This window comes from Paraburkholderia sp., from assembly GCF_047605525.1.
Lineage (GTDB): Bacteria > Pseudomonadota > Gammaproteobacteria > Burkholderiales > Burkholderiaceae > Paraburkholderia.
Map to the genome: position 1 here is coordinate 94,508 of NZ_JASGFN010000027.1, position 20,753 is coordinate 115,260.

Below are 20,753 nucleotides of genomic sequence, written 5' to 3' on the forward strand. Positions count from 1 at the left end.
CACGGGAGGCGGCCCGCGCGTGCCGTCGGCCATGCAGCCGCGCATCGTCTTGTGAGCGGCGCAGGCCAGCTTTACACTCACGCGACTTTCACAGGCGCCGCTTCCCGCGCGCCGCCCCTTGACCTACGGAATGCTTTCAATGAATGCCGCCCCTCCCGCCGCCGCGACTGCCGCCCGCTCATCCGTGAAACAGGGCTACGCGGGCCGCGCGCTGCTCGCGTCGGTGCTCGGCTATGCGATGGACGGCTTCGATCTGCTGATCCTCGGCTTCATGCTGCCGGTGATCGCGGCCGACCTGCATCTGAGCTCGGCCCAGGCCGGCGCGCTCGTCACGTGGACGCTGATCGGCGCGGTCGCGGGCGGCGTGATCTTCGGCGTGCTCAGCGACTATTTCGGGCGCGTGCGAATGCTCACGTGGACGATCCTGATCTTCGCGGTCTTCACCGGTCTGTGCGCGCTCGCGCAAGGTTATGCGGACCTGCTGATCTACCGGACCATCGCCGGGATCGGTCTCGGCGGCGAATTCGGCATCGGCATGACGCTCGTGGCCGAAGCGTGGCCGGCCTCGCAGCGGGCCCGGGTGTCGTCGTATGTCGGGCTCGGCTGGCAACTCGGCGTGCTCGCGGCCGCGTTGCTCACGCCGTTGCTGCTGCCGGTGATCGGCTGGCGCGGGATGTTCGCCGTCGGGCTGCTGCCGGCGAGCGTGTCGTTTTTCGTGCGCCGCCGCGTCGAGGAACCGGCGCTTTTCAACGAGCGCGTCGCGCGCGGCATGCGCAAGCTGCCGCTGAAGCTGCTGGTCGCCGATGGCCGCACGACGCGCGCGAGCATCGGCGTCGCGATTCTGTGCTCGGTGCAGAACTTCGGCTATTACGGCCTGATGATCTGGCTGCCGAGCTATCTGTCGAAGACGTTCGGCTATTCGTTGACCAGGTCCGGACTGTGGACCGCCGCGACGATTTTCGGCATGGCGTTCGGCATCTGGCTGTTCGGCGTCGCCGCCGACCGCTTCGGCCGCAAGCCGACATTCCTGTTCTACCAGGCGGGGGCGGTCGTGATGGTATTCGTGTACGCGCAACTGACCACGCCGATGGCGCTGCTGATCGGCGGCGCGGCAATGGGCGTGTTCGTGAACGGAATGATCGGCGGTTACGGCGCGCTGATTTCCGAGCTCTATCCGACCGATGCGCGCGCCACCGCGCAGAACGTGCTGTTCAACGCGGGCCGCGCGGTGGGCGGCTTCGGGCCGGTGGTCGTGGGCGCGCTGGCGGCGCGCTATTCGTTCGGCGCGGCGCTTGCGCTGCTTGCATCGATCTATCTGCTCGATATCTTCGCGACGCTGTTTCTCATTCCTGAACGGCGCGGCGCCGAGCTTGAATGAGCGCGCATGCGCGGCGCATGACATAGCTGCATGGCCTGCCCGCCGGGGGTGCGGAAAACACCGCGCGGATGCGGCGACGCAGCATTTTTCAGCCGCTGTTCCGCCGATGGTTAGTCCTGTTAACCACTCAGTGCATCGACGCATCCGGGGTGTACACTAACCGACCCGCGAAGCACTCCACATCGTCCTGTCCTTCGTCGAGGTAAGGCATCGCGCCCAACCGGCGCGAGCGAAAACCGCCTCGGTCGGCTATCCGTCCGGCAGATGCAGCGAAGCAACGGTGTGTGGTGCGCCCGGCCCAATTACTTACGTTCTCGCAGGCTTAGAAATGGACGAACAACTCAAGCAAAGCGCTCTCGCATATCACCAGAATCCGAAACCCGGCAAGATTTCGGTGACGCCTACCAAGCCGCTGTCGAACCAGCTCGACCTCTCGCTTGCGTATTCGCCGGGTGTCGCCGCGGCCTGTATGGCGATCCACGAAACCCCGCTCGACGCGCAGAAATACACGTCGCGCGGCAACCTCGTCGGCGTGATTACGAACGGCACCGCGGTGCTCGGCCTCGGCAATATCGGTCCGCTCGCAGCGAAGCCGGTGATGGAAGGCAAGGGCTGTCTCTTCAAGAAGTTCGCCGGCATCGACGTGTTCGACATCGAGCTGAACGAGTCGGACCCGGACAAGCTCGTCGAGGCGATCGCGATGCTCGAGCCGACCCTGGGCGGCATCAACCTCGAAGACATCAAGGCGCCCGAGTGCTTCTACATCGAGAAGAAGCTGCGCGAGCGCATGAAGATCCCGGTCTTCCACGACGATCAGCACGGCACCGCGATCATCGCGTCGGCGGCCATCCTGAATGGCCTGAAGGTGGTCGGCAAGAAGCTCGACGAAGTGAAGCTCGTCTGTTCGGGCGCGGGCGCGGCGGCAATCGCCTGTCTGGACTTGCTCGTCAATCTCGGTCTGTCGAAGAAGAACATTCTCGTCACCGACTCGAAGGGCGTGATCTACGAAGGCCGCGGCAACCTCGATCCGTCGAAGGAGCGCTATGCGGCCAATACCGACGCACGCACGCTCGCCGACGCGATCCGCGGCGCCGACGTGTTCCTCGGCTGCTCGAGCGCCGGCGTGCTGAAGTCGGAGATGGTCGCCGAAATGGGCACCCAGCCGCTGATTCTCGCGCTCGCGAACCCCGAGCCGGAAATCCGCCCGGAAGAAGCGCGCAAGGTGCGCCCGGACTGCATCATCGCGACCGGCCGTTCGGACTACCCGAACCAGGTCAACAACGTGCTGTGCTTCCCGTTCATCTTCCGCGGCGCGCTGGACGTCGGCGCGACCACGATCACCGAGGAAATGAAGCTCGCCTGCGTGCGCGCGATCGCCGAGCTGGCCGAGGAAACCGACCAGGGCGATGAAGTCGCGAAGGCGTACGAAGGCCATTCGCTCGAATTCGGCCCCGAGTACCTGATTCCGAAGCCGTTCGATCCGCGCCTGATCATCAAGATTGCGCCGGCCGTCGCGCAGGCGGCGATGGATTCGGGCGTCGCGACCCGTCCGATCAAGGACATGGACGCATACCGCGAAGAACTCGGCACGACCGTCTATCGCACCGGCATGGTGATGCGTCCGGTGTTCGCGGCCGCGAAGTCGGCGCCGGCGCGCGTCGTGTTCGCGGAAGGCGAAGACGAGCGCGTGCTGCGCGCCGCGCAGTTCGTGCTGCTCGAGAAGATCGCGAAGCCGATCCTGGTCGGCCGTCCGTCGGTGATCGAGATGCGTCTGAAGAAGATGGGCTCGAAATTGAAGTGCGGCGAAGACTTCGAGGTCGTCGATCCGGAAGACGATCCGCGTTATCAGCAGTGCTGGCAGGCCTATCACGAACTCGGCGCGCGCGAAGGCGTGACGCCCGACGTCGCGAAGGCCGCGATGCGCAAGTTCAACACGCTGATCGGCGCGATCCTCGTGCGCCTCGGTGAGGCCGACGGCATGATCTGCGGGATGATCGGCCAGTACCACACGCACCTGAACTTCATCGAGCAGGTGCTCGGCAAGGCCGACGACGTGCAGAACTTCGCCGCGATGAACCTGCTGATGCTGCCGGGCCGCAACCTGTTCATCTGCGATACGTACGTGAACGAAATGCCGACCGCCGAGCAGCTCGCCGACATGACGATGCTCGCCGCGCGCGAGATCGAGAAGTTCGGCATCACGCCGAAGGTCGCGCTGCTGTCGAACTCGAACTTCGGCAGCGCGCCGTCGTCGTCGTCGCAGCGTATGGCCGCGGCGCGCAAGCTGATCGCCGAGCGCGCACCGTCGCTGGAAATCGACGGTGAAATGCACGGCGACGCGGCGCTGTCGGAAACGATCCGCAAGGCCGCATTCCCCGGCACGACACTCGCCGGCGAAGCGAACCTGCTGATCATGCCGAACGTCGAAGCGGCGAACATCGCGTACAACCTGCTGAAGGTGGTGGGCGGCGAAGGCGTGACGGTCGGTCCGTTCCTGCTTGGCGCGGAAAAGCCGGTGCATATCCTGACGCCGGCCGCGACCGTGCGCCGGATCATCAATATGACGGCAGTGGCTTCGGCGAACACGCGCAAGCCGGCGAACGCGAAGTAAGGCGTAGCTGGCGGGAACGCCGGTTCCGTAGCGTTTTTTTAGGTGAGAAAAAAGGCGGCGGTCCGTGAGGACCGTCGCCTTTCTGATCAACTCAAACGCTCATCAGGCCGCATCATCAGGCCGCATGCTGCGCCTTGCCCGCATCGGCCGAGCGCCAGCGCGCCAGTAGTTCGTTCCACTTGATCCGCACGCCCTTCAGGTTGTTCTCCTTCACGTGCCCGTAGCCGCGGATGCCGTCCGGCAGATTCGCGAGCTCGACCGCGAGCTCACGATTCTGCGCATTCAGCGCGCCGATCAGTTCGCGCACCAGCGCCTCGTATTCGCCGATCAGCGCGCGTTCGGTGCGACGCTCCTCGGTCTTGCCGAACACGTCGAGCGGGGTGCCGCGCAGGAATTTGAGTCTGGCAAGCAGCGGCATCGTGCGGAACATCCACGGGCCGTACTTCTTCTTGACCAGATGGCCGTGCGCGTCCTTCTTCGACAGCGTCGGCGGCGCGAGATGCAGATGCAGCTTCCAGTCGCCTTCGAACGTCGCCTTCAGCTTTTCGATGAACGCCGGGTCGCTGTATAGACGCGCGACTTCGTATTCATCCTTGTACGCCATCAGCTTGTGCAGGTTCTTCGCAACCGCTTCGGTGAGCGGCATCTGGCCGTCGGCGGCATCGAGCACTTCTTCCGCCGCCCGCACCTGCGATACCAGCGCGCGATAACGCTCCGCATACGCGCGGTTCTGCCACGCGATGAGATAGTCGGCGCGCTTGTCGATCAGCGTGTCGAGCGCCTTCGGCGTATGCAGCGCAATGATCTTGCCGCTCGCGGTATCCGCCGCGTCGCCGCGTCCCTGCGTTTGCGCGATCTTGCGTACCGCGGCGAGATCGTGCGCGGCGCGCCGGCCCCATTCGAACGCCGCGCGGTTCTTCTCGACCTGCACGTTGTTCAGCTCGATCGCGCGAATCAGCGACTCATGCGTGAGCGGCACCCAGCCGCGCTGCCACGCGTAGCCGAGCACGAACGGATTCGTGTAGATCGCGTCGCCGAGCAGCGCGACGGCGAAGTGATTCGCGTCGACGGTCGAGACGTTGTCGTCACCGGCGGCGGCGCGCACGTCGGCTTCGGTGCTGGTGCCGGGGAAGCGCCAGTTCGGGTTCTTGATGAGTTCGGCGGTCGGTGTGTGCGCGCTGTTCAGCACCACGCGCGTGTGGCCCGCCTGCATCCGCGACATGCATTCGTCGCTCGCGGTGACGATCGCATCGCAGCCGATCACGAGGCTCGCTTCGCCCATTGCGATGCGGGTCGCGTGGATGTCGGCCGGCTGGTTGGCGATCTGCACGTGGCTCATCACGGCGCCGCCTTTCTGCGCGAGACCGGTCACGTCGAGCACGGTGACGCCCTTGCTCTCGAGATGCGCGGCCATGCCGAGCAGCGCGCCGATCGTGACGACGCCGGTGCCGCCGACACCCGTCACGAGCACGCCGTACGGACGCGCGATGGACGGCAATTCGGGATCCGGCACCGGCGGCAGCGCGTCGCCGGCGACGCCCGACGCCGCCTTCGGCTTGCGCAACTGCCCGCCTTCGACGGAGACGAAGCTCGGGCAAAAGCCGTTCACGCACGAGAAGTCCTTGTTGCAGGTCGACTGGTTGATCTGCCGCTTGGTGCCGTACTCGGTATCGAGCGGTTCGACCGACAGGCAGTTCGACTTCACCGAGCAGTCGCCGCAACCTTCGCAGACCGCCTCGTTGATGACGACACGACGCGCCGGGTCGGGATACGCGCCGCGTTTGCGGCGGCGGCGCTTTTCGGTCGCGCAGGTCTGGTCGTAGATCAGGATCGTCGTGCCGGAGATTTCGCGTAGCTGGCGCTGCACGTCGTCGAGCTGGTCGCGATGATGGATGTCGACGCCGGGCGCGAGGCCCACGTTAGTCGAGTACTTCTCCGGCTGATCGGTGACGATGACGATCTTCGCCGCGCCCTCGGCCGCGAGCTGATGCGTGATCTGCGGCACGGTCAGCACGCCGTCGACCGGCTGGCCGCCCGTCATCGCGACCGCGTCGTTGTAGAGCAGCTTGTAGGTGATGTTCGCCTTCGACGCGATCGCCGCGCGAATCGCGAGCAGCCCCGAGTGGAAGTAGGTGCCGTCGCCGAGATTGGCGAACACGTGCTTGTCGTTGGTGAACGGCGCCTGGCCGATCCACGCGACGCCTTCGCCGCCCATCTGGCTGAACGTGCTGGTGCTGCGGTCCATCCAGACCGTCATGTAATGGCAGCCGATGCCGGCCATCGCGCGCGAGCCTTCCGGCACGTTGGTCGACGTGTTGTGCGGGCAGCCCGAGCAGAACCACGGCTTGCGTTCGACTTCGACGCGCGGGCGCGCGAGCGCCTTTTCCTTCGCTTCGATCACCGCGATGCGCGCGGCGATTCGCGCGCGCACGTCCGACGGCAGATCGAACTTGTCGAGCCGCGTGGCGATCGCCTTCGCGATGATCGCGGGCGACAGCTCGTAGTGCGCCGGCAGCAGCCAGTTGCCCATCGGCACCGACCATTCGCCGCCCGCGCCGTCCTTCTCGTCGAATTTGCCGAATACGCGCGGGCGTTGCGCGTCGGGCCAGTTGTACAGCTCTTCCTTGATCGCGTATTCGAGGATCTGACGCTTTTCCTCGACCACCAGAATTTCGTCGAGACCGCGTGCGAAGGCCTGCGCGCCTTGCGCCTCGAGCGGCCACACGCAGCCGACCTTGTAGAGCCGGATGCCGATGCGCGAGCAGGTTTCGTCGTCGAGACCGAGGTCGGTCAGTGCCTGGCGCACGTCGAGATAGGCCTTGCCGCCGGTCATGATGCCGAAGCGCGCATGGGGCGAGTCGATTTCGACGCGGTCGAGCCTGTTCGCGCGCACGTAGGCGAGACCCGCGTACCACTTGTAGTCGAGCAGCCGTGCTTCCTGCACGAGCGGCGGATCGGGCCAGCGGATGTTCAGGCCGCCGTCGGGCATCACGAAATCTTCCGGCAGGATGATCTGCGTGCGGTGCGGGTCGATATCGACCGAAGCGGACGATTCGACCACGTCGGTCACGCACTTCATCGCGACCCACAGGCCCGAGTAGCGGCTCATCGCCCAGCCGTGCAGGCCGAAGTCCAGATATTCCTGCACGTTCGACGGAAACAGCACCGGCAGGCCGCAGGCCTTGAAGATGTGTTCGGACTGGTGCGCGAGCGTCGAGGATTTGGCTGCATGGTCGTCGCCGGCGAGCACCAGGACGCCGCCGTGCCGCGACGAGCCGGCCGAGTTGCCGTGCTTGAAGACGTCGCCGGAGCGGTCGACGCCGGGCCCTTTGCCGTACCACATCGAGAACACGCCATCGTATTTGGCGCTCGGATACAGATTGACCTGCTGCGAGCCCCACACCGCGGTGGCCGCGAGATCTTCGTTGACGCCGGGCTGGAACACGACCTGATGGGCGGCGAGGTGCTGCTTGGCCTTCCACAGCGACAGATCGAGTCCGCCGAGCGGCGATCCGCGGTAGCCGGAGATGAAGCCGGCGGTGTTGAGGCCGGCGGCGCGGTCGCGTTCCTGCTGCAACATCGGCAGGCGTACCAGCGCCTGGATGCCGCTCATATACGCGCGGCCGCGTTCGAGGGTGTATTTGTCGTCGAGCGTGACGGAAGACAACGCGGCTTCGAGCGAGGCTCGCTGACCAGCGTCTAGCGGGGCATTCATTATGTGTACTCCTCCACTCAGCTTGGGATCACCAAAACTTTTCTGGCTCCCGGCATCTCGTGAATGCTGGGGCCGGGGCCGTCATATTGACGGGTTTTAAGTGATGGTAGCACTGGTGGAAACCCGCCGCAGTGGTTCCGGAATTGCCTTTGCGCGGCGCTTTTTTAGGACGATTCGCGACGCGTTGCCTGCGTGTTCCGTGCAATTGCCCTGCATTTCGACTGGGATGCGCTTATATTGCGATTACGCATGTAACAAGCTGTAAAACCTGCCAATTTGCGGAACCGCAGTGAAAACCACTGTCTAACCCCGACCTGCGAGCAATGTCCGTGTAACGCCGCGCATTCGGCGCGGCTTCGGGACAGCAGGGCAGTTAGAAAAGGAGTACGCATGAGCACCAGACACATCCAGACCTTCCTGATGGTTTCCGCCGCCTTCTTCGCGATGAGCGCGCCGGCGCGTTCGAACCCGGGGAGCATGGGCGCGCTTTCCAACGCGATCAGCCGCACCGCGCAGGTCGCACCGGCACGGCCGGCAACGAGCCGGGTCGCGCGTTCGATCAAAGTCGACGAGGACAGGCAGAATTCGTGACGCGCCGCGCGGGCGGCGTGTCTTTTGACAACCGGCCGCCGTTCCGACGGGAACGGCGGCGTAGATAAGTAAAAAGGTAAAAGGGCGAGGATCCTGCGATCCTCGCCCTTTTTTCATCCGCTCGCCGTTTTGCGGGCGAGGCGGTGCGATCAGCTCTTGTCCTGCACGACGCCGCGGCGGATCTGATCGAGCTCGATCGATTCGAACAGTGCCTTGAAGTTGCCCTCGCCGAAGCCCTGATTGCCCTTGCGCTGGATGATTTCGAAGAAGATCGGGCCGATCTGGTTTTCGGTGAAGATCTGCAGCAGCAGATCGTTCGGCGCGCCGTCGATCAGGATCTTGCGTTTGCGCAGTTCATCGAGCGGTTCGCCATGATTCGGCACGCGGCGATCGACGAGTTCGTAGTAGGTGTCGATCGTGTCGAGCAGCGAAATGTCCGACGCGCGCAAACCGTCCACCGTGCGATAGATGTCGGTGGTGCCGAGCGCAATGTGCTGGATCCCTTCGCCGTGATACGCGTCCAGATATTCCTGGATCTGGCCCGCGGTGTCCGAGCCTTCCTCGTTGATCGGAATCCGGATCTTGCCGCACGGCGAGGTCATCGCCTTCGACTTCACGCCGGTTACCTTGCCCTCGATGTCGAAGTAACGTACCTCGCGGAAGTTGAACAGGCGCTCGTAGAACTCCGCCCATTCCTGCATGCGGCCGCGATGCACGTTGTGCGTCAGGTGATCGATATAGGTGAGGCCGTGGCCGGCCGGATTCGGGTTCGCACCGGGAATCGGCTCGAAGTCGACGTCGTAGATGTCGATGTCGCCGATGCTGTTCGGCGCCGCGCCGTTCTTGCCGCGCCAGCGATCGACGAAATAGATCAGCGAATCGCCAATGCCCTTGATCGCCGGAATGTTCAGTTCCATCGGGCCGGTCTTGTTGTCGAAACCCCATGCGCCTTTTTCGAGCGCCTGGCTGTACGCCTTTGCGGCATCCTGCACGCGAAACGCGATCGCGCAGATCGACGGGCCATGCAAACGCGCGAAGCGTTGCGCGAACGAATCCTTTTCCGCATTGACGATGAAGTTGATCCCGCCCTGGCGATACAGCGTCACGTCCTTATGCCGGTGTCGGGCGACGGCGGTGAAGCCCATCCGTTCGAACAGCTTGCCGAGTGCTTTCGGGTCCGGCGCGGTGTACTCGATGAATTCGAAGCCGTCGGTGCCGACCGGATTTTCCCAAGTTGAAACCTGCATCGTCTGTCTCCTTTGTTGCAGCCGACCGGAGTTAGCGCTTTGGCGCCTGCTCCGGTCTCAAGCGATTTACCGCGGTGTGCTGGCGATAAGCGGGCGGGACGGCCGGCTGAATGCCGCCGTGTAAAGCAAGTGTAGAACTGCGGCCGGGGCGAAAACTTGCGAACTTAATCGCGCGTTGCTACGCTTGAGCCAATTTATGGCTCGATCTGAAGGAACTGCGGCAGAAAATGGCTAATTCAGAGATAGACGCGATCGACCGGCGCATTCTGACCATCCTTCAGGAGAATGGCCGGCTATCGAATCAGGAAATTGCGGAGCGGATCAATCTGTCGCCGAGTCCGTGTCTGCGGCGGATTCGCCGGCTCGAGGAGAGCGGAGTGATTCGCGGCTATGTCGCGCTGCTCGATGCGCAGCGCCTCGGGCTCGACCTGCTCGCGTATGTCAGCGTGCGGCTGGAGAAGGGCGGCGGCCGCGCGTTCAGTCCGCACGGCGAGGCCACGCACGCCGATCTGTTCGGCGCGGCCGTGCAGACGTGGCCGGAAGTGGTTGCCTGTCACGCGATGACCGGTGAAATGGACTATCTGCTGCGCGTCCAGGTGGAGGACATGGCGCACTTTTCGCGCTTCGTGCAGGATCAGTTGCTGCGCCATCCGTCGGTGATCGACGTCAAATCGAGCTTTTCACTGGAAAAGATCAAGGAAACGACGGCGCTGCCTATTCTCTAGGCGCGTAATGCGCGACATGGCAAGCATGGGTAGCGGCCATGTCGCGGATAGAAAAAAGGGCGACCTTGCGGCCGCCCCTCTCTCACTTCCCGTAGCGTTTTATTCAGGCAGCGACAGCCGCCGGCATGAACGACTCGAACAGTCGCGATGTCTGGCGCGCGTGGCGCTTGAGTGCGTAGTCGAACACCGCGGCCTGCTCCTGCAGCATTTCGGCGAGGATGCTCGACTGATCCGCCGGCGACAGCGTCAGATAGGCGTCGGCTTCGCCGTACGCGTATTCGATCTTCATGCCGGCCTTTTTAGCGATGTGCATCATCGTCGAGTTGCGCGACAGGCAGTGGATGTACAGCGTCGTCACGTGCGTGTTGCGGCTGCGGATCGCGGCGCGCTCGAACAGCTTCGTGCCGATGCCCTGGCCGCGCGCGCTTTCGAGCACGGACACGCCGAATTCGGCGGTGCGCTTGTTGCCTTCGGCCGGCAGATAAGCCAGATGGCCGACGCCGCTCAGCTCCAGCTTGCTGTTGAACACACCGAACACGGTGTCGCGCGTGAAGTCGATCGCGCGCACGTAGTTTTCGATCACGTGATTCGGCACGACCTGGCCGAAACGCAGCAGACGGTCGTCTTCGCCGAGCGCGAGGAAGTGGGTGAGCAGCCGATCGCGATCGATCGCGGTGAGTTCGCGAACCAGAATGGGCGCATGGCCGCCAGACAGCGGCGCACGATCGTTCAGAGCGATCGGCTCGGCGGTATCAGGTGTCAGCGTGTTCATGGTCGGGTTCTCCTTTTGATCAGGCGGCGTGGTGCACCGCAAAATCAATTTTAGCGGAAACCCGAAGTCGTCACTAGGGAAAACCCGTATAAAAACCGAAGAGAATATCTAAACTGATGGTTCTCTATTTTTAACTATTTGATTTAATAAATAAATTATAATTGAACGGACGTTCGTGACAAGATGCAACCTGCATCAAATAGTGTCGTTTAATTGCCTGGAGTCCTGTTGCTCTGCGTCATCCAGGCGGTTTTTTGAAGGCCTGGTCGACCGATTTACCGGGCTCAAGCCGCGTCGAGCCGCTGGCTCATTTCACCGGCACCGACCCCAGGCCATGCTCGACCATGCCCACCACCTGTTCGGCAAACTCGCGGTAGCCCATCCGTCCGTCCGGCTTTAGCCACGTGAACGTCCAGTTGATCATGCCGAACACCATCATCGTTAGCGCGGTCTGGTTCTCGCGGGTCGCGCGCTCGGGGTAGGCACGCGCGAGCTGGCGCGCGAATGCCGCCACCACGTCGCGCTGGCGGTTCAGAATGATCTCGCGCTGCGTGTCGACCAGATATTTGACGTCGTTCAGCAACGCGACGTGCCGGCTGTGCGACGTCTCGTACTCGGACAGGAACGCACGGATCAGCTCGGCGAAGGTTTCGCGCTCGCTCAGTCCACGCCGCTGGCTCGAGCCTTCCACCTCGGCGATGATCAGCATCAGCCGCTTCGTGTAGCGATCGAGCAGGTCGAACAGGATCGCTTCCTTGCTCTCGTAATAGTGATAAAGGCGCGCTTTCGAGGTGCCGCTCGCCGCGGCGAGATCGGCCATCGACGTGCTCGGATAGCTGGTCTGCGCGAATTTCTCCGCGGCCAGTTCGAGGATCTGCTCGCGTTGGGTTTCGTGGTCGGGGGCTCGGGTGCGGGCCATAGTCGTCTGTTTTTATGTATGTGAGCAGGGGGCGAGCGTCGCGCAGAGCTCGAGCGAACGCCAGGCATTCGCGTCGCCGCGCAAGCGCATGCGTCGCCTCGCGGCGAGTTCGCGCATGCGCCACAGCACGATGCTGTCGCTGACGAGGAACCACAAGTCCGCGGTCATCACGTCGGCGGCGACGCGCGCCGCGGGCTGCCAGGTTTCGGTTGCGCGCTCGAGGATCAGCGCGTCGAGTTCCGCGAAGCTGCTGCTCGTGAACGTATTGTCGCGCCAGCGCCGCGTCTCGCCGTTCGCGTGCTTGACCTCCTGCCATTCGAGCGCGAGCCGGCTGATGCGCAGCACGGAAATCGGCGCGGCGTCCGGCAAGCGTGCCTGCAGCACGTCCGGTGCGAACATGCCGACCGACGTCGCGCGATCCCTGCGCGTATGCGCCCACGCGAGCGGATCGGTGAGATCGGCAATCGACAGACGCACTTCGTTCAAACGCTGGGGACTATTGCGCAGGTAGTAGCAGACGCGGCGCAGCATCAACTGATCGGACGAGCTTTCGCCGTGCCACACCACGAGATTCGCGGTGCCGTTCACGAGGCTGTTCAGCATCGCGGCCTGTTCGCGGAATTCCCGCAGGAAATCGCGGCGCGTATCGGCGCTGACGCGCTCCCAGAAGCCGGCGCGCAGTTTCGGACCATCGTCGACTCCGCGCAGCGGACCGACGGCCAGATCGTCCCGCAACGCCTGGACGCGATCGTCGCGGCCGGCCTGGGCCAGTGCGGCGCGCAGTGACTCGGCGGCGACGTCGCCGTTGGTGAGGTGAATCGTGCTCATTGGCAAAGGCTTGCTGTGACGTTAGCGGCTGTAACAAAAGAGGCCGCTCGCCGACCGGAAACCGATGTTCCGATCGACGAGCGGCCCCTAGTGTAAGCGGATCGCGAAATGGCCGAAAGCGGCGGCTGCCGCGCTGTCCCGGCGCCGTGAAGGCAACGCTTGTCGTCGAGCCGCAATCTCAGGCCGCGGCTGCGCTCGCATCAACGCTCGTCGTAACTCACCACGACACGGTCGCTGACCGGATGACACTGGCAGGTCAGCACGAAGCCGTCGCGGATCTCGTGCTCTTCCAGTGTGTAGTTCTTTTCCATCTTCACTTCGCCTTCGAGCACCTTCGCGCGACAGGTGCAGCAGACGCCGCCCTTGCACGCATAAGGCAACGCGAGGCCCGCGCGCAGGCCGACGTCGAGCACGCTCACGCCCTGATACGGCAGCCGTAGCTTGCGCCGCTTGCCGTCGAGCACGATTTCGAGGTCGGCTGCCGGGGTGTCTTCGGTGATTTCGACCGGCGGCACGCCCGCCTGCGGCAGCGGCGTGCCGAAGCGCTCGACGTGCACCTTCGCGGGTGGGACGCCAGCCGCTTTCAGCGCGGCCTCGGCGGCGTCCATCATCGGCGCGGGGCCGCAGATGAACGCTTCGTCGATTGCGTCGGCGGGCAGCAGATGCTCGATAAACGCCGCGCACTTTTCCTGATCGAGCACGCCGTTGAACAGCTCCACATCCTGCAGATCGTCGGACAGCACGTGATACAGCACGAAGCGGTTCATGAAGCGGTTCTTCAGATCCTCGAGCTCTTCGGCGAACATGATCTGGTCGACGCTGCGATTACCGTACACGAGCGTGAACGTGCTGCGCGGCTCGATTTCGAGCGTCGTCTTGATGATCGCGAGCACCGGGGTGATGCCCGAGCCACCCGAAAACGCGAGGTACTGCTTGCCCTGGTCGGCGTTCAGGTGAGTGAAGAAGCGGCCGTCCGGCGTCATCACGTCGATCGTGTGACCGGGCTGCAGCGTGTCGAACGCGAAGTTCGAGAAACGGCCGCCGCGCACGCGCTTGATGCCGATGCGCAGTTCGCCGTCGCGGTCATAGTCGGTAACACCGACGCAGATCGAATACGAGCGGCGCGTTTCCTCTCCGTCGATATGCGTCTTCAGCGTGACGAACTGGCCCTGCGTGAAGCGATACAGGTCGCGCAGTTCGACCGGGACTTCGAAAGCGACCGAGACTGCGTCGGCGGTTTCGGGGCGCACTTCGCGGATACGCAGCGGATGAAATTGCGGGGTGGCCATATCAGTATGGTTTGAAGTAGTCGAAGGGTTCGCGGCAGTCGAGGCAGCGGTACAGGGCCTTGCAGGCGGTCGAGCCGAATTGCGCGAGCCGCTCGGTATGCGCGGAGCCGCAGCGCGGGCAGGCGGGCGCCGGCAGCGCGCGCGGTACGAAGCGCAGCACTTTTTCCTGTGGCGCGGTGGTTGAACCAGTAGCCGAACCGCAGTTGCCCGTGGGCGGCGCGATGCCGTACGCACGCAGCTTTTCGCGGGCGTCGGCGGTGATCCAGTCGGTGGTCCAGGCCGGCGCGAGCACGGTGGCGATCCGGTACGGCGCGAGCTCCGCCGCGTCTAAAGCGCGGCCGATATCTTCGGCAATCTGCGACATCGCCGGACAGCCCGAATAGGTCGGCGTGATCACGACTTCGAGCGCGCCGTCGGCGGCGCGCCGCACGTCGCGCAGAATGCCGAGCTCGCGGATCGATACCACCGGGATCTCCGGGTCGGGCACCGCTTCGAGCACGGTCCACGCGCGCGCGAGCGTCGCGTCGGCCGGGTGGGCCATGTGAGCCGCTTCGGCGGTATGCGGGGCGGTCGAGGTCGTCATCGCGCGTTTTACCAGGTGGCGCCCGGATGCTGGCGCGCGAGGCTCTGCATTTCGGCGAGCACGAAACCCATGTGTTCCGAATGCTCGCCGTGCTTGCCGGTGCTCACGTGCTTGACCGCTTCGGGCAGCTTCAGCGTGGCTTCGTCGAGCGTCGCGCGAACGTCGGAGAGCCAGGCGGCTTCGAGCTCCGAGGTGCGCGGGCCGATGCCGGCGGCCGCAATCGCGTCTTCCACCGCGTCGGCGCTGAAGAACTCGCGCGTGTACGGCATCAGGTAGTCGAGCGCGGCCTGCGCGCGGCGGTGCGATTCGTCGGTGCCGTCGCCGAAACGGATCAGCCACTCGCTCGCGTGATGCACGTGGTAAGCCGTTTCCTTGATCGACTTCGCCGCGATCGCCGCGAGCTGTTCGTCGGTCGACGCGCTCAGCGCGCTCCACAGATGCGTCATCAGCGTCGCGTACAGAAAATTGCGCACGATCGTGACCGCGTAGTCCTTGTCGGCCTGCGCGGTGCCGGCCAGCGGGCCGTAATGCGGCAGCTCGGCGAGCGTGTAGTTCGCGAATTCGCGCTCGGCGCGGAAGTACGCGTAATCGTCCTCGGTGCGCGCGCTGCCGGTGAGCTGCTGCTCGAGCGCGGCGGCGTGCGTATACAGCAGACGCGCCTGGCCGATCAGATCGAGGCTCATGTTCGACAGCGCGATGTCCTCTTCGAGGATCGGGCCGTGGCCGCACCACTCGGTGTTGCGCTGACCGAGGATCAGCGCGGTATCCGCGAGGCGCAGCACGTACTGGAGATGTTCGGGCGTAGGGGACGTAGTGGTCATGGCCGCGCTTACATGTGGTTGACTTCGTCGGGGAGCGTGTAGAACGTCGGATGGCGATAGATCTTGTCGCTCGCCGGTTCGAACAGCTCGGCCTTTTCGTCCGGCGCGGAGGCCGTGATCGCCGACGACGGCACCACCCAGATGCTCACGCCTTCCTGGCGGCGCGTGTAGACGTCGCGCGCCATGCGCAGCGCCATCTGCGCGTCGGCGGCGTGCAGACTGCCGCAGTGTTTATGGTCGAGTCCCTGCTTGCTGCGCACGAACACTTCCCAAATCGGCCATTCCTTGTTCATTGCTGATCTCCTGATTCCTTCGATGTGCCGTGCTGCTCAGGCGGCGTGCTGGTGAGCGCGCTGGCGCTTCTTTTCGGCGTGGGCAAGCGCGGCTTCGCGCACCCAGGCGCCGTCTTCATGGGCTTTGACACGGGTCGCGAGACGTTCGCGGTTGCACGGACCGTCGCCGTTGACGACTCGCCAGAACTCTTCCCAGTCGATGTCGCCGTAGTCGTAATGGCCGCGCGCCTCGTTCCACTTCAGTTCGGAATCGGGCAGCGTGACGCCGAGTACCTTGGCCTGCTCGACGGTCGCGTCGACGAATTTCTGGCGCAGGTCGTCGTTGGAAATGCGCTTGATGCCCCATTTGGCCGACTGATTGCTATGGACCGAATCCTTGTCGCTCGGGCCGAACATCATCAGGACCGGCCACCACCAACGATTCACCGCCTGCTGGACGAGTTCGCGCTGCGCGTCGGTGCCGGCCATCATCGACAGCAACGCGTCGAAGCCCTGGCGCTGATGGAACGACTCTTCCTTGCAGATGCGGATCATCGCGCGGGCGTAGGGGCCATATGTGCAGCGGCACAGCGGGATCTGATTCATGATCGCGGCGCCGTCGACGAGCCAGCCGATCACGCCGACGTCGGCCCATGTGGGCGTCGGATAGTTGAAGATGCTCGAATATTTGGCCTTGCCCGAATGCAGCGCGGCGATCAGTTGATCGCGCGAAACGCCGAGCGTTTCGGCCGCGCTATATAGATAGAGCCCGTGACCCGCTTCGTCCTGCACCTTGGCGATCAGGATCGCCTTGCGCTTCAGGCTCGGCGCGCGGGTGATCCAGTTACCCTCCGGCAGCATGCCGACGATTTCCGAATGCGCATGCTGCGAGATTTGCCGGACCAGCGTTTTGCGGTACGCGTCGGGCATCCAGTCCTGAGGCTCGATCTTGCCGTCCGCGGTCATGACCGCATCGAACCGCGCCTGCTCGGGCGAATTCGCGTCCGCATCGAGCGGGGCGACATTGCCGGGAATATCCAGGGATTGCGTGTACATGGGGACGCTCTCTGCGGGAGTTGTGTGTGTCGGCGTAGTATAAACCAACCGACCGGTCGGTTAATAAATTTTTTGAGGGGAATTGGGTAGGCCGATAGGGCTGGGGCAGATCGTGCGGCGCCGCCGTTTCATGACCCCGCTGCCCCGTTCCGGCGCTTACCCGATAAAATTGCGAATTGGCCGCGATTTGCGGCCTTCTTGCATTCCCGGCACGCACTCATGTTACGTCTAAGCGAAATCAAACTCCCGCTCGATCATCCCGAGAGCGCTCTCGAGGCGGCCATCCGCGCGCGCCTTGCGGAACTCGGCGTGGCGAAGGACGGGCTCATCCGATACACGGTGTTTCGCCGCGCGCACGACGCACGTAAACGCGCCGATATCAAGCTCACTTACATCGTCGATGTCGAGGTCAGGGATGAAGCGCCCGCGCTCAGGCACCTCGCCGACGTGCCGCACTGCGGCGTGACGCCGGACATGAGCTACAAGTTCGTCGCCCGCGCGCCCGCTCAGCCGGGCAAGCCGCGTCCGGTCGTGATCGGCATGGGGCCGTGCGGACTGTTCGCCGGGCTGCTCCTCGCGCAGATGGGCTTCCGGCCTATCATCCTCGAACGCGGCAAGGCGGTGCGTGAGCGCACCAAGGATACGTTCGGGCTGTGGCGCAAGTCGATGCTGAATCCGGAATCGAACGTGCAGTTCGGCGAGGGCGGCGCGGGCACGTTTTCCGACGGCAAGCTGTACAGCCAGATCAAGGATCCAAAGCATTACGGCCGCAAGGTGCTCGACGAATTCGTGCAGGCGGGCGCGCCGGAAGACATTCTGTACCTGAGCCGGCCGCACATCGGCACGTTCCGCCTCGTCAGCATGGTCGAGAAGATGCGCGCGAAGATTCACGAACTCGGCGGCGAGGTGCGTTTCGAGACGCGAGTCGAAGATATCGACATCGACGACGGCAAGGTGCGCGGGCTGGCGCTGTCGACCGGCGAGACGCTGCGCTGCGACCACGTGGTGCTGGCGGTCGGCCACAGCGCGCGCGATACGTTCCAGATGCTCCACGAGCGCGGCGTTTACGTCGAGGCGAAGCCCTTTTCGCTCGGGTTCCGGATCGAGCACCCGCAGGGCGTGATCGATCGCAGCCGGTTTGGTAAATTTGCCGGTCACAAACAGCTCGGCGCCGCCGACTACAAGGTAGTGCACCACTGCAGCAACGGGCGCACGGTGTACAGCTTCTGCATGTGTCCTGGCGGCACCGTGGTCGCGGCCACGTCGGAGCCGGGGCGCGTCGTCACGAACGGCATGAGCCAATACTCGCGCGCGGAGCGTAACGCGAACGCGGGCATCGTGGTCGGCATCACGCCTGACGATTATCCGGGTGGTCCGCTCGCCGGCATCGCCTTCCAGCGTAAGTGGGAAGAGCGGGCGTTCGAGCTCGGCGGCGGCAACTATATGGCGCCGGGGCAACTGGTCGGCGACTTTATCGCGGGGCGGCCGTCCACGTCGTTGGGCTCGGTAGTGCCGTCGTACAAGCCGGGCGTGCATCCGACCGACCTCGGCACGGCGCTGCCCGACTACGTGATCGAGGCGATTCGCGAGGCGCTGCCGCAGATGGAGAAGAAAATCGCCGGTTTCGCGATGCGTGATGCGGTGCTGACGGGCGTCGAAACGAGAACGTCGTCGCCGGTGCGCGTGCGTCGCGGGGATGATTATCAGAGTGTGAACGTCAAGGGGCTGTATCCGGCAGGCGAGGGTGCGGGATATGCGGGCGGGATCTACTCGGCGGCCATCGACGGCATCGAGGTTGCCGAGGCGGTTGCGTTGAACATCCTAGGCCGGCAGGCGGCCTGAGTCGGAGCGAGCATTGGCGCGGTGTCGGGTGCGAGCGGGTCGCCCGCGATTGCCCGCCATCACCGCGGCGATCGGGCACAATGCGCGTTTCGCCTCCAACCGATCATCCGAATGACCATTCGTACCCTGGCTGCCGCATGCGGCGCGGCGTTGCTCGCCCAATTTGCTCCTTTTGCCCTCTCCTCGGGCGCTTTCGCCGCCGAAACGCCCGAGCACTGGGTTGCCGTGTGGGCGACTGCCCTGCAGCCCATTCCCCAGCGGGCCGAGTTGCCGCCGCTGTATCGCGCGCCGGAAGTTGCCGGGCGTACGGTTCGGCAGATCGTTTATCCGACACTGTCGGGAAAAACCGCGCGGATTCATCTGAGTAATGTGTACGGCAAGATGCCGCTCGTCATCGAGGAACTGCGTATTGCGCGCTCGGGCGGCGGTGCTGCGGCGCTTGAGGGCGGCGGGGGGCGCGTGACGTTCGGCGGCAGGGGCGCGGTCAGCATTGCACCGGGCGGGGAGCTGGACAGCGACCCGATCGCGATCGACATCGCGGCGGGCGCGCCGTACGCCATCAGCGCGTTCATGGGGCCCGAGCAGCGGATTGTCGCGTGGCACCGTGTGTCGAATCAGGTGAATTACGTGTCGACGCCCGGCAATCACACCGCCGACGCGTCCGCCGCGGCGTTTCGCGGACGGTTCACGCAGTATGTGTGGGTGACGGGATTATCGGTGGAGACGGCGGTGCCGTCGGCTACCGTCGCCGCTATCGGCGACTCGATCACAGACGGCATGCGCTCCAGCCTGAACCAGAACCGCCGCTGGCCGGACGAACTGGCGCGCCGGCTGGCAGCGAGCGGCGCGCAGTCGACCGCGATCGTGAATCTCGGCATTAGCGGCAACCGGCTGCTGAGCGATTCACCTTGCTATGGCGATGCGCTCGCGAGCCGATTCGACCGCGATGTTCTGCGGCGTCCGGGCGTCAAGGCGGTGATCGTGCTGATCGGCATCAATGACATCAACTTCGCCGCGATGCCGCCTCATGGCGGACTCGACTGCGATTTCCCACACACGTCGGTGACGACCGCCGATCTGATTGCCGGCTACCAGCGGGTGATTGCGGCCGCGCGACGTGACGGCGTGAAGGTGTTCGGCGCGACGTTGACACCGGCTTCGCTGCCGCCGGAGCGGGAAAATATCCGGCTCGCCGTTAATCAATGGATCCGGACCAGCCACGCGTTCGACGGCGTCGTGGATTTCGACGCGGCGCTGCGTGACCGGGCGCAACCGGACCGCCTGCAGCGCGTTTTCGATAGTGGTGATCATATCCATCCGAGCGACGCGGGTTACGCCGCCATGGCCGATGCTGTCCCTATTGACGCCATGGTGAACGCGGCCCGGAAGTGAGCATCAGGCTTTTTTAAGCAAAAGCAAAAATAGTATTGACGAAGTGAAGATGAACCTCCATAATTCCGCTTCTCTGCTGCAGACGCAGCGACGCAAACGGAGCGGTGCCGGGGCTGGTGGTTCAGGGTTCAGGCACGGTGAAGTGGGCGGAATGATCTTTAAAAACCAGCAGCCGATAAGTGTGGGCACTTGATGCGGGATGCGGGCCGGTCGTTGGACCGGTCATGGCGGAAGTATCAAGGCAAGCCTCACACAGTAATGAAAGGAAGGTTTGACCGTCGAGAGAGGGTTGAACGCTTCGTCAGTACGTTGAGTGAGCGACCGGTTTCTGACGAAACCGAAAACAGTAACAGGTTTGAACTGAAGAGTTTGATCCTGGCTCAGATTGAACGCTGGCGGCATGCCTTACACATGCAAGTCGGACGGCAGCGCGGGTTTCGGCCTGGCGGCGAGTGGCGAACGGGTGAGTAAGACATCGGAACGTGTCCTGGAGTGGGGGATAGCCCGGCGAAAGCCGGATTAATACCGCATACGCTCGGGAGAGGAAAGCGGGGGATCTTTCGGGACCTCGCGCTCAAGGGGCGGCCGATGGCAGATTAGGTAGTTGGTGGGGTAAAGGCCTACCAAGCCGACGATCTGTAGCTGGTCTGAGAGGACGACCAGCCACACTGGGACTGAGACACGGCCCAGACTCCTACGGGAGGCAGCAGTG

16 protein-coding genes and 1 rRNA gene are annotated in these 20,753 nt (G+C 64.1%); 7 read left to right on the top strand and 10 right to left on the bottom strand.

The features are described from left to right. Window positions 1-139 precede the first annotated feature (139 nt). Together QM685_RS30505 and QM685_RS30510 are read left to right on the top strand one after the other, a co-directional pair. Window positions 140-1,378 carry an MFS transporter gene (locus QM685_RS30505; RefSeq protein WP_415122468.1) on the top strand — a complete coding sequence of 413 codons (1,239 nt, stop codon included), beginning with the start codon at window positions 140-142 and terminating at the stop codon, window positions 1,376-1,378. A 328-nt stretch (window positions 1,379-1,706) separates the two neighbouring features. Further along, window positions 1,707-3,989, top strand: coding sequence for an NADP-dependent malic enzyme (locus QM685_RS30510; protein WP_415122470.1), 2,283 nt, complete (start codon window positions 1,707-1,709; stop codon window positions 3,987-3,989). 115 nt (window positions 3,990-4,104) lie between these two features. On the opposite strand, the gene QM685_RS30515 is transcribed toward QM685_RS30510, so the two are convergent. Next, entirely contained in the window at window positions 4,105-7,704 is a 3,600-nt protein-coding gene (locus tag QM685_RS30515; RefSeq protein ID WP_415122472.1) for an indolepyruvate ferredoxin oxidoreductase family protein, read from the bottom strand. A 390-nt stretch (window positions 7,705-8,094) separates the two neighbouring features. Between QM685_RS30515 and QM685_RS30520 the strand changes: the two genes are divergently transcribed. Further along, window positions 8,095-8,295 (top strand): hypothetical protein, encoded by a 201-nt coding sequence (locus QM685_RS30520; RefSeq protein WP_415122474.1) that lies wholly within the window; start codon window positions 8,095-8,097, stop codon window positions 8,293-8,295. A gap of 149 nt (window positions 8,296-8,444) precedes the next feature. On the opposite strand, the gene hppD is transcribed toward QM685_RS30520, so the two are convergent. Beyond that, complete coding sequence (gene hppD, locus QM685_RS30525) at window positions 8,445-9,542, bottom strand: 4-hydroxyphenylpyruvate dioxygenase (protein WP_415122476.1); 1,098 nt, start codon at window positions 9,540-9,542, stop codon at window positions 8,445-8,447. A 227-nt stretch (window positions 9,543-9,769) separates the two neighbouring features. On the opposite strand from hppD, the gene QM685_RS30530 reads away from it, so the two are divergent. Beyond that, window positions 9,770-10,267 carry an Lrp/AsnC family transcriptional regulator gene (locus QM685_RS30530; protein ID WP_169498234.1) on the top strand — a complete coding sequence of 166 codons (498 nt, stop codon included), beginning with the start codon at window positions 9,770-9,772 and terminating at the stop codon, window positions 10,265-10,267. Between the two features lie 103 nt (window positions 10,268-10,370). Here QM685_RS30530 and QM685_RS30535 read toward each other — a convergent pair whose 3' ends face one another. The 8 genes from QM685_RS30535 to paaA form a co-directional block, all read right to left on the bottom strand. Further along, on the bottom strand, window positions 10,371-11,039 hold the full coding sequence (locus QM685_RS30535; RefSeq protein ID WP_415122478.1) for a GNAT family N-acetyltransferase: 669 nt from the start codon (window positions 11,037-11,039) through the stop codon (window positions 10,371-10,373). A gap of 307 nt (window positions 11,040-11,346) precedes the next feature. Beyond that, a complete protein-coding gene (locus QM685_RS30540; RefSeq protein ID WP_415122480.1) occupies window positions 11,347-11,958 on the bottom strand; it encodes a TetR/AcrR family transcriptional regulator in 612 nt (203 codons plus the stop codon). Window positions 11,959-11,970: 12 nt separating this feature from the next. Further along, window positions 11,971-12,786 carry a DUF1835 domain-containing protein gene (locus QM685_RS30545; RefSeq protein ID WP_415122482.1) on the bottom strand — a complete coding sequence of 272 codons (816 nt, stop codon included), beginning with the start codon at window positions 12,784-12,786 and terminating at the stop codon, window positions 11,971-11,973. Window positions 12,787-12,986: 200 nt separating this feature from the next. Continuing rightward, entirely contained in the window at window positions 12,987-14,075 is a 1,089-nt protein-coding gene (paaE, locus tag QM685_RS30550) for a 1,2-phenylacetyl-CoA epoxidase subunit PaaE (RefSeq protein ID WP_415122484.1), read from the bottom strand. A 1-nt stretch (window position 14,076) separates the two neighbouring features. Further along, a complete protein-coding gene (paaD, locus tag QM685_RS30555) occupies window positions 14,077-14,658 on the bottom strand; it encodes a 1,2-phenylacetyl-CoA epoxidase subunit PaaD (protein WP_415122486.1) in 582 nt (193 codons plus the stop codon). Between the two features lie 8 nt (window positions 14,659-14,666). After that, window positions 14,667-15,479: a 1,2-phenylacetyl-CoA epoxidase subunit PaaC gene (gene paaC / locus QM685_RS30560; RefSeq protein ID WP_415122487.1), complete on the bottom strand. Its 813-nt coding sequence runs from the start codon at window positions 15,477-15,479 to the stop codon at window positions 14,667-14,669. 8 nt (window positions 15,480-15,487) lie between these two features. Beyond that, the gene (gene paaB, locus QM685_RS30565) at window positions 15,488-15,772 is read right to left on the bottom strand and encodes a 1,2-phenylacetyl-CoA epoxidase subunit PaaB (protein WP_415122489.1); all 285 of its coding nucleotides are present in this window, start codon (window positions 15,770-15,772) and stop codon (window positions 15,488-15,490) included. 36 nt (window positions 15,773-15,808) lie between these two features. Next, window positions 15,809-16,807: a 1,2-phenylacetyl-CoA epoxidase subunit PaaA gene (gene paaA / locus QM685_RS30570; RefSeq protein ID WP_415122491.1), complete on the bottom strand. Its 999-nt coding sequence runs from the start codon at window positions 16,805-16,807 to the stop codon at window positions 15,809-15,811. A 219-nt stretch (window positions 16,808-17,026) separates the two neighbouring features. Here paaA and QM685_RS30575 point away from each other — a divergent pair, with 219 nt between their 5' ends. The 3 genes from QM685_RS30575 to QM685_RS30585 all read left to right on the top strand — a co-directional run. Beyond that, window positions 17,027-18,649 carry an NAD(P)/FAD-dependent oxidoreductase gene (locus tag QM685_RS30575; protein ID WP_415122493.1) on the top strand — a complete coding sequence of 541 codons (1,623 nt, stop codon included), beginning with the start codon at window positions 17,027-17,029 and terminating at the stop codon, window positions 18,647-18,649. A 111-nt stretch (window positions 18,650-18,760) separates the two neighbouring features. Then, window positions 18,761-20,041, top strand: a complete 1,281-nt coding sequence (locus tag QM685_RS30580) for an SGNH/GDSL hydrolase family protein (RefSeq protein ID WP_415122495.1) — start codon at window positions 18,761-18,763, stop codon at window positions 20,039-20,041. Between the two features lie 357 nt (window positions 20,042-20,398). Then, a 16S ribosomal RNA gene (locus QM685_RS30585) occupies window positions 20,399-20,753 on the top strand; the annotation flags it as partial.